The sequence below is a fragment of the Rhodopila sp. genome, assembly GCF_965277165.1.
GTDB lineage: Bacteria > Pseudomonadota > Alphaproteobacteria > Acetobacterales > Acetobacteraceae > Rhodopila.
This window is the reverse complement of the sequence record NZ_CBDICE010000006.1, coordinates 3,191,619-3,204,606: the sequence shown is the minus strand read 5'-3', so window position 1 is coordinate 3,204,606 and position 12,988 is coordinate 3,191,619. Positions and strand designations below refer to the sequence as shown.

The 12,988-nt window shown below is 66.0% G+C and carries 10 protein-coding genes; 6 read left to right on the top strand and 4 right to left on the bottom strand.

The features are described 5' to 3' along the window. Window positions 1-15: 15 nt before the first annotated feature. A protein-coding gene (locus ACQY4Y_RS26800) for an IS630 family transposase (protein WP_428490713.1) occupies window positions 16-1,163 on the top strand; the annotation gives its coding sequence in 2 pieces (ribosomal slippage) (window positions 16-475 and window positions 475-1,163; 1,149 coding nt in all). Between the two features lie 1,166 nt (window positions 1,164-2,329). On the opposite strand, the gene pgmG is transcribed toward ACQY4Y_RS26800, so the two are convergent. The 4 genes from pgmG to ACQY4Y_RS26780 form a co-directional block, all read right to left on the bottom strand. Further along, a complete protein-coding gene (pgmG, locus tag ACQY4Y_RS26795; protein WP_428493606.1) occupies window positions 2,330-3,799 on the bottom strand; it encodes a phosphoglucomutase/phosphomannomutase PgmG in 1,470 nt (489 codons plus the stop codon). Between the two features lie 20 nt (window positions 3,800-3,819). After that, entirely contained in the window at window positions 3,820-4,689 is an 870-nt protein-coding gene (locus ACQY4Y_RS26790; protein ID WP_428493605.1) for a UTP--glucose-1-phosphate uridylyltransferase, read from the bottom strand. Window positions 4,690-4,820: 131 nt separating this feature from the next. Then, on the bottom strand, window positions 4,821-5,285 hold the full coding sequence (locus ACQY4Y_RS26785) for a hypothetical protein (protein WP_428493604.1): 465 nt from the start codon (window positions 5,283-5,285) through the stop codon (window positions 4,821-4,823). 44 nt (window positions 5,286-5,329) lie between these two features. Next, window positions 5,330-7,618 (bottom strand): NADP-dependent malic enzyme, encoded by a 2,289-nt coding sequence (locus ACQY4Y_RS26780; RefSeq protein WP_428493603.1) that lies wholly within the window; start codon window positions 7,616-7,618, stop codon window positions 5,330-5,332. A gap of 233 nt (window positions 7,619-7,851) precedes the next feature. On the opposite strand from ACQY4Y_RS26780, the gene cobA reads away from it, so the two are divergent. From cobA to ACQY4Y_RS26755, 5 genes are all read left to right on the top strand, one after another. Then, window positions 7,852-8,691 (top strand): uroporphyrinogen-III C-methyltransferase, encoded by an 840-nt coding sequence (cobA, locus tag ACQY4Y_RS26775; RefSeq protein ID WP_428493602.1) that lies wholly within the window; start codon window positions 7,852-7,854, stop codon window positions 8,689-8,691. A 10-nt stretch (window positions 8,692-8,701) separates the two neighbouring features. Beyond that, window positions 8,702-10,447 (top strand): diflavin oxidoreductase, encoded by a 1,746-nt coding sequence (locus ACQY4Y_RS26770; RefSeq protein ID WP_428493601.1) that lies wholly within the window; start codon window positions 8,702-8,704, stop codon window positions 10,445-10,447. 11 nt (window positions 10,448-10,458) lie between these two features. Continuing rightward, window positions 10,459-12,159 (top strand): NADPH-dependent assimilatory sulfite reductase hemoprotein subunit, encoded by a 1,701-nt coding sequence (locus ACQY4Y_RS26765; RefSeq protein ID WP_428493600.1) that lies wholly within the window; start codon window positions 10,459-10,461, stop codon window positions 12,157-12,159. A 3-nt stretch (window positions 12,160-12,162) separates the two neighbouring features. After that, on the top strand, window positions 12,163-12,474 hold the full coding sequence (locus ACQY4Y_RS26760; RefSeq protein WP_428493599.1) for a hypothetical protein: 312 nt from the start codon (window positions 12,163-12,165) through the stop codon (window positions 12,472-12,474). Window positions 12,475-12,686: 212 nt separating this feature from the next. Next, entirely contained in the window at window positions 12,687-12,899 is a 213-nt protein-coding gene (locus tag ACQY4Y_RS26755) for a DUF2945 domain-containing protein (RefSeq protein ID WP_428493598.1), read from the top strand. The last annotated feature ends 89 nt before the right edge of the window (window positions 12,900-12,988 follow it).

Here is a 12,988-nt window from a genome sequence, read left to right as displayed (position 1 = left end):
CGGAGATGCTTCGTGATCGCGGAACGACTTGCTGGAAAAAGGTATGTGGTGAAGCTCAGCGAAGAGGAGCGGGATCGCCTCAACACGCTGATCCACGCGGGCAACCACCCGGCCCGGCAACTGACCCGGGCCCGCATTCTGTTGAAGGCCGACAGCGCGCAAGCGGGCGACGGCTGGAGCGACAGACAAATCGCAACAGCCCTCGATACCAGCGTCGACACGGTCGCACGGACCCGCCAGCAAATGGTGGAAGAGGGGTTCGAGGCCGTTCTGGTCCGCAAGCATTCCCCAGCCTCGGCCAGACCGCGCATTTTCGACGGAGCCGCCGAGGCTAAACTGATCGCGCTGGCTTGTTCCGACCCGCCGAAGGGTCGCAAGCGGTGGACGCTACAACTCCTTGAAGAGCACGTTGTCGAACTGAAGATCGTCGACCGCGCCAGCGACAACACGATCGGGCGGACGCTAAAAAAAACCTCCTTAAGCCGCATCTACAAAAGCAATGGGTGATCCCGCCGGACGCCAACGCCGCCTTTGTAGCCGGAATGGAGGACGTTCTTGAGGTTTATCAGAGGCCGCACGATCCAGAGTATCCTGTGGTCTGCGTGGACGAGACCTCGAAACAATTGGTCGCCGAAACGCGTGTAGCCATCGCTGGCAGGCCTGGGCAACCGGCACGCTACGATTACGAGTATAAGCGTAATGGAACCGCTAATCTGTTCATGATCTTCGCCCCCCTGGAAGGCTGGCGCCATGTCGAGGTGACAGATCGCCACACGGCCGTGGATTATGCTCAGATCCTCAAAGCCATAGCCGACATGAATTTTCCGAAGGCGAAGAAAATCGTGCTGATGCAAGACAATCTCAATACCCACAAGCCGGCGTCGCTCTACGAGGCTTTTCCCGCCGCAGAGGCCCGCCGGCTGGTGGAGCGGTTCGAATGGCACTACACGCCAAAGCACGGCAGTTGGCTGGATATGGCTGAATCCGAGCTCAGCGCCTTGTCGGGTCAGTGCCTCGATCGGCGGATCGCGGACAAGCAAACTCTGACCGAGGAAGTCGCCGCATGGGAGGGCAGCCGTAACAAGAAACATGTCAAAGCCGACTGGCAGTTCACCACCGCCGATGCCCGCGTCAAGCTGAAGCGGTTGTACCCCGCACTATGAACGACTCGAAGTACTAGCATGAAACCTCGCTCGGCCAACACGATTAGTTTAGATGCTGCCTCAGACATTTCATCCCTACCTTGTAACTGGCATCCCATTCGAGGGGTTCGGAAAGGAAAATTTGAAGTGCACGTAGTGCATCTTCTTAGCATGGCAGGGTTTTGTCGCTGGCGACGCTAGATGTCATCAAGTAAACACTTTGATGACACATATGTGAATGTTTGATGAACTAGAACCAATATGAGGAGTACCTTAGGACGCGCGCGAGCTTCCGATAACAACTAGAGCGAGCAGAAACTGTATTTACCATGAGACAACGCGTTTATTTAGTGCTCGCTTAGCACGTCAAGCCTAGCCGGCTTTAGGCCAGCGACACCCATACGAACACAGGTTGAGGTCACGACACTCTAAGCTCGACTTTGGCCATTTCCCCCTGAGCGGTCGGGTCCCCGCCTCCACGATATGGACCTGAGTTGAATCCTCCGTGATTGAATGGAACGTGATGTCGTAGCGGATTCGCATTGGACCCGCGGTCGTCGAGTCTTTCCCCCGAAAACATCGATTCGGGAGAAGTGCATGCAGGGCGCAAGCGGACGCGGCGTGCCAAATGTGCTGGCGGCTTGGATGCAGTCTTTCCGAGGCGCGTTCGCCGCGCCAACCTGGCGGCATGTGCTGGTCCTGGTTATGGGTGCGATCCTTGTACCCGGTCGACGCACCGTCGCTTCTGCCCTGCGGGTCATGGGGCTCGATCAGGTCGCGAATCGGTTGGCTAGGGCCGCTCAGGCTATCGGTAGCATGGTATGCGAACATCCCCCTGGCCATTTGCGTTGTTCGGATGGCCAAAGGCCGCGCTCCAGATACCGCAACCTGCTATCTAGCTATCGACCTTGCTGCAACCGCATTGATTCCACATTTGTTTTTCTCAATGGTATGGGGTTGGCAGTTCCAGATTCATTGGGGACTTTCTCTGTGGCTCTGGTTGCGGTGGTCCCGGCGGTCTGGACAGGTTCCGGCATATCTATGGCGCCCCGCGCATCCATGCTCAGCTTCGGGCTGACGGGCCAGGCATGGGCGTAAGCGGATTGCCCGCCTGATGCGTGAAGCTGGCCTGGTTGGCGCCTGTCATCGTCAGGGTGGTCCTACCATCACACTCCGGGACCAAACACCTAGTGGCCGGCGTGGCTGCCGGAGAAATCCGGCTGTTCCAGGCCAGAGGCTTCGAGTTGCGTCACCAGCGCGGCCTTCAGCCGGTCCAGGCCGGCGGTGCTGGTGGCCTCGCAGCGGGCGACCAGCACGGCCTGGGTGTTGGAGGCGCGCAGCAGCCACCAGCCGTCCGGGGTCTGAACGCGGACGCCGTCGGTGGCGGAGACCTTGGCGCCCTCGGCCTGCAGGCGCGCGGCGACTTCCTCGATCACCGCGAACTTGCGGCGGTCGTCACAGTCGAAGCGGACCTCCGGGGTGTTGACGACGTGCGGCAGGGCTTCGCGCATCTCCGACAGCTTGCCGGACATGCGGGCGATGATGCCGAGGGTGCGGACCGCTGCGTAGAGTGCGTCGTCGAAGCCGTACCAGCGGTCGGCGAAGAAGATGTGGCCGGACATTTCGCCGGCCAGCGGGCTGCCGGTCTCGGCCATCTTCGACTTGACCAGCGAGTGACCGGTCTTCCACATCAGTGGATGGCCGCCGGCCTTGGCGATCTCGTCGAACAGAACCTGGCTGGCCTTGACGTCGGCGATGATGGTGGCGCCAGGATGTTCCTTCAGCACGTCACGCGCCAGCAGCACCAGAATCTGATCGCCGAACATGATCGTGCCGGTGTCGTCGACCAGACCGATGCGGTCGGCGTCGCCGTCGAAGGCGATGCCGATATCGGCCTTGCGGGCGCGCACCTCGGCGATCAGTTGAGCCAGATTGGCCGGCACGGTGGGATCGGGGTGATGGGCGGGGAAGCGGCCGTCGATGGTGCCGTTCAGCACGCAGTGCTCACCGGGCAGCGATGCCACCAGCTTGTCCAGCACGTCGCCGGCGGCGCCGTTGCCGTTGTCCCAGACCACTTTTAGCATGCGGTCGCCGCCGTCCCAGTCGGATAGCAGGCGCGCCGCGTAGTCATCGGCGATGGCGACCGCCTGTTCGGCACCGGTCGCCTCGGGCACCACGTTGCCGGTTTCGGCCAGCTTGCCGATCCGCAGGATCTGCTGGCCGAAGAACGGCTTGCGGCCCCACATCATCTTGAAGCCGTTATAGTCGGGCGGGTTGTGCGATCCGGTGACCATGACGGCGCCGTCGGTCTCCAGCTTGGTCGCGGCGTAGTACAGCATCGGGGTCGGTCCGCGGCCGACGCGCAGGGCTTCGATGCCGCTGGCCTGGAGCCCATCGACCAGCGCCCGTTCCAGATCGGGGCTGGTCAGGCGGCCGTCGTAGCCCACCGCTACTCGCTTGGCCGCAGCGTGCGAGTTGGCATTGGGCGCCCTGGCGTCGGCCTCGGCGTGGGTGGCCGGCGCATCGGCTTCGACCAGCATCGATCCGAACACCCGGCCGATGGCGAAGGCGTCGGCCGGATGCAGGGTCCGCCCGACGATGCCGCGGATGTCGTATTCGCGCAGCACCGTCGGATCGAAATGGTGGGAGAAGGCCATGGATCGGGTTGCTCCCGCTGTCAGACGTAGTTTTTCAGGAACGCGTGCACCGCGCCGGCCAGGTCGGGTCGCTGCAGGGCGAAGGCGATCTGTGCCTCTAGGAAGCCGATCTTGTCGCCGCAGTCAAAGCGGCGGCCCTGGTAGCGCAGGCCATGGAACGGCTGCTCGCCGATCAGGCGGGCCATGCCGTCGGTCAGTTGCACCTCGTTGCCGGCGCCGCGGTCCATCCGCGCGAGGTGGTTGATGACCTCCGGCATCAGGATATAGCGGCCGATGATCGAGAGGTTCGACGGTGCGTCCTTGGGCGCCGGCTTTTCCACCAGGCCGAGGACCTCGACCAGGCGGCCATCGTCCTTTCCGGTGCGCAGAATGCCGTAGCGGTTGGTCTGTTCCGGCGGAACCTCGGTGATGGCGACGACGTTGCCGCCGGTTTCGCGGTAGGCTTCGGTGAGTTGCTGCATGCAGGGCTTGTCGGACAGCACCATGTCGTCGGGCAGCAGGATGGCGAACGGATCGTCGGCGACGAAGGCGCGGGCGCACCAGATGGCGTGGCCGAGGCCCAACGGCACCTGCTGGCGAACCGAGGTGATCGAGCCGGGTTCGCTGCGGGTGCCGGCCAGGGCGGCGATCGCGTCCTGTTTGTCGCGTTCGCGCAGCGTGGCCTCCAATTCGAAGGCGACGTCGAAATGTTCGACCATGGCGGTCTTGCCGCGGCCGGTGACCATGCAGAATTGCTCGATGCCGGCGGCGCGTGCCTCTTCCACGGCGTATTGGATCAGCGGCTTGTCGACGACCGGCAACATCTCCTTGGCGGTGGCCTTGGTGGCGGGCAGGAAGCGGGTTCCCATACCGGCGACGGGGAGAACGGCTTTGCGCAGTTTTTTAATCACGCACGGCTCCAATCCAAATTTTTCGCAAATTCGCGCGGCGCGGGTTAGCCTGTGGCGCTGCTGACATGGCAACGCCGCATACCGGCGCGCGAGCACGGGGCTGCGGCGTGAAGATAAGTCGGTGCCCGGCTTTACCCAAGCAGAATGTCGCGGGCCTGATTGATCCGCGCGGCGAGCCAGTCGGACCCGCCGGCATCGGGGTGGGCGCCGCGCATCAGGCGGCGATGGGCGCTCCTGATGTCCGGTTCCGAGGCGCCGGGCCGCAATCCGAGCACCGCGTAGGCTTCCTCACGGGTCATCGGGCCGGAGCGGGGGGGCGCCGAGTTGGCGTTGTGGGTGCCGGTTCCTGGCCCCGCGGCGCGGCGGCCGCGGGCTGCCTGCCAGCGCTGATAAACCAGTGGACCGAACAGGGTGAGCGCGCCGAGCGCGACGCCGCCGCGGCCGGAGAGGATCAACAGCAGCGCAAGGCTGAGGCCGCCGAGGGCGAGGATCCAGGTAAGCAGCGCCTTGATCGAGGTGACCGAGGCCTTGGCGAACGCGCTCATGCCGCCGAGCAGCAGGAACAGGACGACGGCACCGAACAGAAGCCAGAGCATGGTCAGGCCATCATGTGGGGTGGGCGTTCATGTGGGGTAGTGGATCATTTTGGGTAGGTTGGGCTGGCCTGCTCCTGCGCCTCGACCACGGCGAGGGCGCTGAGGTTCACGATCCCGCGTGCGGTCACGCTGGGGACGACGACGTGGATCGGCTTGGACATGCCGAGCAGGATGGGCCCGACCGGCAGGCCGTCGGCGGCGGCCTTCAGCAGGTTGAAGGAGATGTTGGCGGCATCGAGGGTCGGCATGATCAGCAGGTTGGCGCTGCCGCCGAGCTGGCTGTCGGGCACCGCGCGGTCGCGGATCGCCTGCAGCAGGGCGGCGTCGGCGTGCATCTCGCCATCGATTTCCAGGCCGGGGGCTTGGGCCCTTATCATGCCCAGGGCCTGGCGCATCTTGCGCGCCGACTGGCTGTCGCTGGCGCCGAAGCTGGAGTGTGAGACCAGCGCCGCCTTGGGGATGAGGCCGAAGCCGCGCACCGCCTGGGCGGCGAGCAGGGTCATTTCGGTGATCTGCTCGGCGGTGGGATCGAGCACCATGAAGGTGTCGCAGATGAACAGCACGCCGCTGGGGATGATCAGGCAGGACAAGGCGTAGATCCGGTTGACGTCGCGCCGGCGCGGGATGATCGGCAGGATGTACTGGATCTGGCGCCACCAGCCGCCGGTGCCGCCGCAGATCGCCGCATCGGCCTGGCCATCATGCAGCAGCATCGCGGCGGCGACCGAGGCTCGGGTGGAGAGGCGCCTTGCGGCGGCCTCGGGCGGGGTGCCGCGACGGCCGGACAGGCGCTGGTATGGCGGGACCAGGCGGTCGAAAACGTCGCTGTCGAGCGTCGGGTCGAGCACCCGGACGGTGTTTTCGAGATCGATGCGCAGGCCCATTTCCTTGATTTTGGCGGCGATCACGGCGCGCCGGCCGAGCAGGATGGGTTGGGCGATGTCGTCATCCACCAGGGTCTGGGCGGCGCGCAGGATGCGTTCGTCCTCACCTTCGGCGAACACCACGCGGCGGGGATCGCGGGAGGCGGCTTCGAACACCGGGCGCATCAGGTAGCCGGAGCGGAACACGAAACGCTGCAGGTCGCGTTGGTAGGCGGCGAAGTCGGCGATCGGGTGGCGGGCGACGCCGGTTTCGATCGCGGCACGGGCGACGGCGGGGGCGATTTCGAGGATCAGGCGGGGGTCGAACGGCTTGGGGATGATGTAGTCCGGGCCGAACACCGGGGCCGATCCGCCGTAGGCGGCGGCGACCACCTCGCTGGCCTCGACGCGGGCGAGCCGGGCGATGGCTTCGACGGCGGCGATCTTCATTGCCTCGTTGATGGTGCTGGCCCAGACATCCAGGGCGCCGCGGAAGATGAACGGGAAGCAGAGCACGTTGTTGACCTGGTTGGCGTAGTCGCTGCGGCCGGTGGCGATGATGGCGTCGGGGCGGGCGGCGGCGACGATGTCGGGGTCGATTTCGGGATCGGGATTGGCCAGCGCCAGGATCAGCGGCTTGTCGGCGAGCAGCGGCAGCCAGTCGGGGTGGAGCACGCGCGGGGCGGACAGGCCCATGAAGATGTCGCAGCCCGGCAGCGCGTCGCGCAGCGTGGCGGCACTGGCGTCGCGGGCGTAGCGGGCCATGTTCGCCAGCATGCCGGGGCGGTCCTTGGTGACCACGCCGCTGATGTCGGTCAGGGTGACGTTCTCGGGGCGGAGACCCATCGAGACCAGCAGGTCGACGCAGGCCAGTGCGGCGGCGCCGGCGCCGGAGGTGACCAGCCTGGCGTCGGACAGGTCCTTGCCCTGCAGCAGCAGGCCGTTGCGCACGGCGGCGGCGACGGTGATGGCGGTGCCGTGCTGATCGTCGTGGAACACCGGGATGGCCATGCGGGCGCGCAACTCGGCCTCGATGGCGAAGCACTCGGGGGCCTTGATGTCTTCCAGGTTGATGGCGCCGAAGGTGGGTTCCAGGGCGGCGACGACGTCGCAGAAGCGGGCCGGGTCGGTGGCGTCGACCTCGATGTCGAACACGTCGATGCCGGCGAATTTCTTGAACAGGACGGCCTTGCCTTCCATCACCGGCTTGCCGGCCAGGGCGCCGATGTTGCCGAGGCCGAGCACCGCGGTGCCGTTAGAGATCACGCCGACGAGGTTGCCGCGGGTGGTGTAGTCGTAGGCGGCATTAGGGTCGGTCTTGATCGCCTCGCAGGCGGCGGCGACGCCGGGCGAGTAGGCCAGCGCCAGGTCGCGTTGGGTGGCCATGCGCTTGGTGGCCTCGATGGCGAGTTTTCCGGGCCGGGGAAGCCGGTGGTAGTCGAGCGCGGCCTTGCGGAAGTCGTCGTCCATTGATGCCTCGGGCGGTCGGGTTGCAGCCGCGCACCATGGTGGGCGGAGGCTGGGCTGGCAACACGAGGTTGGTTTTTTCGCTTTTTGGTTGGAAAGAGCACGTGGCTGCTTGATGAGGGTCTTTTGGAGAAATATTATCTAAGTGACGGCTTTGATCTTGCAGTTTTGGAAAAAATATCCTCTTAAGCGCCACTCGATTGCGCCACGAGCGCGTTTCAAGGCGTTCCTGTTCGATGCATTTTCCCGGTCTTGTCGGCGCACGGTTCGATCCAGGTTCGGTTTGGCTGGTGGGGGCGGGTCCGGGTGATCCGGGCCTGCTGACGATGCACGCGGCGTATGCTCTGGGGCAGGCGGATGTGGTGGTGCACGACGCACTGGTGTCGGAGGCGATCCTGTCGCTGGCGCCGAACGCGGTGCTGGAGCTGGCGGGCAAGCGGGCCGGCGGAGCGCGCACGCAGCAGTTGCGGATCAACGACCGGCTGATCCGGTTGGCCAGGCGGGGTCTGCGGGTGGTGCGGCTGAAGGGCGGCGACCCACTGGTGTTCGGGCGCGGTGGCGAGGAGGCGCTGGCGTTGGCTGCCGCCGGGATCGGGTTTCGCATCGTGCCGGGAATCAGCGCCGGGCTCGGGGCCACCGCGGCGGCGGGGATTCCGCTGACACATCGGCGGCTGGCGCGCAGCGTGGCGCTGGCGACCGGGCATGATTCCAGCGGCGAGCTGGCGGATGTGGACTGGGCCTCGGTATCACGCGGGTCGGAGGTGCTGGTGTTCTACATGGCGCAGCGCCGGATCGGGCAGATCGCCGACCGCCTGATGCAGGCGGGGCGTGAACCCGGTGAGCCGGTCGCGCTGATTAGCAATGCCACGCGGGTCGATCAGGAGGTGCGGATTTCGACGTTGGCCGAGGCGGGTTCGGCGGCGGCCGGCATCGCGCCCAGCGCGGCGACGCTGATCGTGGTTGGGCCGACCATTGGTTTGCGGCCGTTGCTGGCCGATTGGCAGCAGACCGAACCGATGACTGTGGCGGGTAGCGACGCCGATGCCGCGGACCGACTCCGCTTGGCACAAGGCTGAAGGACAAAACATGCAAACTGCTCCCTTGCTTCCGACGACGGCGCCGTTTGCCGAGGAACAGATCGCGGCGCTGAACCGGGTGATCTCGGTGACCACGGAGGAACAGCGGGCGTGGCTTTCGGGCTATCTGGCGGGGCTGCAGGCGGCGAATGATCCGCAAGGCGTTGCGCCTGCCGCGCCGCCGGCCAAGCGCGCGCCGTTGACCATCCTGTTCGCCACCGAATCGGGCAACGCGGAGGCGCTGGCGGGGCGAGCGCGCAAGGCGGCGGCGAAACTCGGTTTCGCGGCGAAAGTGGTCGATATGGCGGACTTCACGCCGCAGCAGGCGGCCGGGGTGGAGAATTTGCTGATCGTTGCCTCGACCTGGGGCGAGGGCGACCCGCCGCAGCGAGGGGTGGATTTTCATGAGGCGTTGATGGCCGAGGATGCGCCTCGGTTCGACAAGACGCGGTTCGCTGTGCTGGCGCTGGGCGACCGCGCCTATGCCCAGTTCTGCGAGATCGGGCGGGCGATCGATGAGCGTCTGGCGGCGTTGGGCGGGGCGCGGGTGGCTGACCGGATCGAGTGCGACCTGGATTTCGAGGCCGCGGCGTCGGGCTGGATCGATGCGACCTTGGAGCGGTTGAACGCCGAGGTCGGTGGCGAGGCGGCGGGTGCGTCGGTGATCCATGTCGATTTTGCCCGGCCGGGGGCGGAGGCGCCGACGCGGGCGGTTCCGTACCCGGCCGAGATCACCGAACACGTGCGGCTGAGTGGCAGCCGGTCGTCGTCGGATACGCATCATGTCGCGGTGTCGCTGGCGGGGTCGGGCATCCTGTATGAGCCGGGCGACTCGCTGGGGGTGGTGGCCGAGAACGACCCGGCGCTGGCAGATGCGGTGCTTCGGGCGGCGGGGTTGGGCGATGACGCGGCGTTGCGCGGCGCGCTGATCGAGCGGCTGGATATCACCACGCTGACCGCGCGGCAGGTCGAGGATTTCGCCCGCAAGACGAAGACTGCGGCGCTGCCGGCGGATTGGGCGGTGGGGCGGCAGGTCATCGACCTGCTGGAGACCGCGCCGGGGGCATTGAGTGGCGAACAACTGACGGCGCTGCTGCGTCCGCTGCCGCCGCGCTACTACTCGATTGCGTCCAGCCGGCGGGCAGTGGGGGACGAGGCGCACCTGCTGGTTGCCGGGCTGCGCTATGCGGCGCATGGGCGGGAACGGGGTGGCGTGGCCTCGCTGGACATCACCGCGCGCCATAATGAGGGCGATCGGTTGAAGGTGTTCCTTCGGCCGAATGCGCATTTCCGGCTGCCGGCGGACGGCGGGCGGCCGATCATCATGGTTGGGCCGGGCACCGGTCTGGCTCCGTTCCGCGGCTTCCTGCAGGAGCGGGAGGCGACGGCGGCGGGCGGGCGCAACTGGCTGGTGTTCGGGCATCGCAACTACAGCCATGATTTTCTGTATCAGCTGGAGCTGCAGGATTGGGTGAAGAGCGGCCTGCTGACCCGGCTGGATGTGGCGTTTTCCCGCGATCAGCCGCGGAAGCGCTACGTTCAGGACGCGCTGTGGGAGGCTCGGACGGAGCTGCATGGCTGGTTGAAAGAGGGCGCGGCGCTCTACGTTTGTGGTGACGCCAACGCGATGGCCAAGGACGTGCACGCGATGCTGCTGCGGATCCTGGCCGATCAGGGTCGCCAGGATGCGGCGGCGGCGAAGGCGGAGTTGGATGCGATCCGGCGCGACGGCCGTTATCTGCGCGACGTTTACTGAGGGTCATCGGCATGGCTGCGGAACCGAAATTGTCGGCCAACGAGCGGATCAAGGCGGAGAGTCGTTTGTTGCGCGGCACGATCGCCGAGGGTCTGACGCGGGTCGAGACCGGGGCGCTGGCGGACGATGACACTCAACTGACGAAATTCCATGGCTTCTATCAGCAGGACGACCGTGATCTGCGGGCCGAACGCGGCAAGCAACGCATGGAGAAGGCGTTCAGCTTCATGGTGCGGATGCGGATCCCCTCGGGCACCGTCAGCCCGGCGCAATGGCTGGCGATCGATCAACTGGCGTTGCAGCGCGGCAACGGCAGCATCCGGCTGACGACGCGCCAGACGGTGCAGTTGCATGGGGTGCTGAAGGGTAACGTGCGATCGCTGATGCAGGGGCTGCATGACGTGTCGCTGGACACGATCGCGGCCTGCGGCGATGTCAATCGCAACGTCATCGCGTCGGCCGATCCGTGGCGGCGCGCGCTTTATGGCGAAATCAGTTCGCTGGCGCGCGGGCTTTCCGAGCACCTGCTGCCGCGCACCCGAGCCTGGCACGAGATCTGGCTGGGCGAGCAGCAGGTGGCGGGTGAGGCGGTGGAGGACGAGCCGATCCTGGGGCGGACCTATCTGCCGAGGAAGTTCAAGATCGCCATCGCGCTGCCACCGCACAACGATGTCGATGTGTTCGCCCATGATCTGGGGTTCATCGCCATCGTCGAGAGCGGTGCCATCGTCGGCTACAACGTGGTGGTCGGCGGCGGCATGGGGATGACGCATGGCGAGACGGAGACCTATCCGCGGACCGGCGACGTGATCGGATTCTGCCGGGCGCGCGATGCGATCGATGTGGCGGAGCAGGTCGTCACCGTCCAGCGTGACCACGGCGATCGTTTCAATCGAAAGCATGCTCGGTTGAAATACACTATCGACGCGATCGGACTGGATCGCTTCGTCGGTTTGCTGCGCGAACGCCTGGCGGTGGGATTGGAACCGGCGCGGGCGTATGCGTTTGCCTCGACCGGGGACCGGCTGGGCTGGGTCGAGGAAGCGGATGGTTCGGCACACTTCACGTTGTTCGTGGAGAATGGCCGGATCCGCGGCGAGATGTTGGCCGGACTGCACGCGATCGCCGCGCTGGGTGTCGGACGGTTTGTCATGACGGCGAACCAGAATCTGATACTGGCGGAGATTCCGGCGGCGTCTCGGCGCGATGTGCAGGCGCTACTGGCGGAGCATGGGCTGGATCGGCCGGCAGCTGGGCTGCGGCGCAATGCGATGGCCTGCGTGGCGCTGCCGACGTGCGGGCTGGCACTGGCGGAAAGTGAACGTTACTTACCCGATCTGGTGAGCCGGCTGGAAGGCGAGCTGGAGCGGTTCGGACTGGGCGAGGACGAGATCACTCTGCGGATGACCGGCTGCCCGAACGGCTGCGCCAGGCCGTATGTCTCGGAGATCGGGTTGGTCGGTCGCACGCCGGGTATCTACAACCTGTATCTCGGCGGGGCGTTCGAGGGGGTGCGGCTGAACAAGCTGTATCGCCGTGATGTCGATGGCGACGCGATCGTGGCGGCGCTGTCGCCGCTGTTCGAGCGCTACGCGACGGCGCGGCGGCGGGACGAGCGGTTCGGCGATTACCTGATTCGGGCTAGTATCGTTGCCGAAACGACGGCCGGGTTGAACTTTCATGACAATTTGTCCGCGGATGTAGGGAGCTGATCGATGCGCGCTGTTCGTGCCTTGACGGGTGGTTTCGCGATCTCCGCCGAGCAGCCCTGGCTGCCGGGGTTGCCGCATGTGGTGGCGGCGCTGGCGACGCTGCTGGTGTTCGACGGCCGGGCTTTTGTCACTGGGCTGCTGCTGGCGACGCTGGCGAGCTTCGTGGTGTATCTGCCGGTGACGGCGCTGGCGCTGAACGGCGGCCGGGCGATCCCGGCGGAGGGGCCGGCGCCGGTGTTGCCGGTGGCGGCGCAGGTGGTGCTGCTGGGGTTGTGGACGCTGACCGCTTGGGTAGGGGCGGCGCTGGCTGGGTAGCGGGTTGGCCGAGGCAGGGAATAAACCCGACCGGGGGTGTCGGAGCCGGCGTGTCCCGAAGGTCGGCGCCTAGCTGCACGGCTAATGGCTGGATTGGCAGATGAGGATGCCTCGGTTTGCGCTCGGTCCGACTATCGGGGGTCACGATTGCCTCAGCGGGCTTGCGGCGGCTGCTACGTCGCCAACCTCGCGGTCAGACAAAGGAGACTGCGATGACCAAGGCGCTTCGTCCCGGCGAGAGGGTTTCCTGGGGCACATCCCGGGGTCCGACCAAAGGCGTCGTAGAAGCAAAGGTCACGTCCACCACGAAGGTGAAGGGCCACACTGCCCAAGCCACCGAGGCGAACCCGGAATACAAGGTGCGGAGCGACAAGACCGGGGCGGAGGCAGTCCACAAGCCCGGGAGTTTGCGCAAAGTCCGGTGAAGCCTGCGTGACGGGCCACTCGGTTATTGACACGAACCGGTTCGATGCCCCCAGACTGATCTTGTCCAAGGAGGTAACCCCGCGCTTGC

What these genes read in the sequence shown, in the direction of transcription:
- ACQY4Y_RS26755 (WP_428493598.1), top strand. Translation starts at nt 12,687, where the DNA reads ATGACCAAGGCGCTTCGTCCCGGCGAGAGGGTTTCCTGGGGCACATCC.
- ACQY4Y_RS26770 (WP_428493601.1), top strand. Translation starts at nt 8,702, where the DNA reads ATGCAAACTGCTCCCTTGCTTCCGACGACGGCGCCGTTTGCCGAGGAA.
- ACQY4Y_RS26765 (WP_428493600.1), top strand. Translation starts at nt 10,459, where the DNA reads ATGGCTGCGGAACCGAAATTGTCGGCCAACGAGCGGATCAAGGCGGAG.
- ACQY4Y_RS26785 (WP_428493604.1), bottom strand. Translation starts at nt 5,285, where the DNA reads ATGCTCTGGCTTCTGTTCGGTGCCGTCGTCCTGTTCCTGCTGCTCGGC.
- ACQY4Y_RS26780 (WP_428493603.1), bottom strand. Translation starts at nt 7,618, where the DNA reads ATGGACGACGACTTCCGCAAGGCCGCGCTCGACTACCACCGGCTTCCC.
- ACQY4Y_RS26760 (WP_428493599.1), top strand. Translation starts at nt 12,163, where the DNA reads ATGCGCGCTGTTCGTGCCTTGACGGGTGGTTTCGCGATCTCCGCCGAG.
- pgmG (WP_428493606.1), bottom strand. Translation starts at nt 3,799, where the DNA reads ATGGCCTTCTCCCACCATTTCGATCCGACGGTGCTGCGCGAATACGAC.
- cobA (WP_428493602.1), top strand. Translation starts at nt 7,852, where the DNA reads ATGCATTTTCCCGGTCTTGTCGGCGCACGGTTCGATCCAGGTTCGGTT.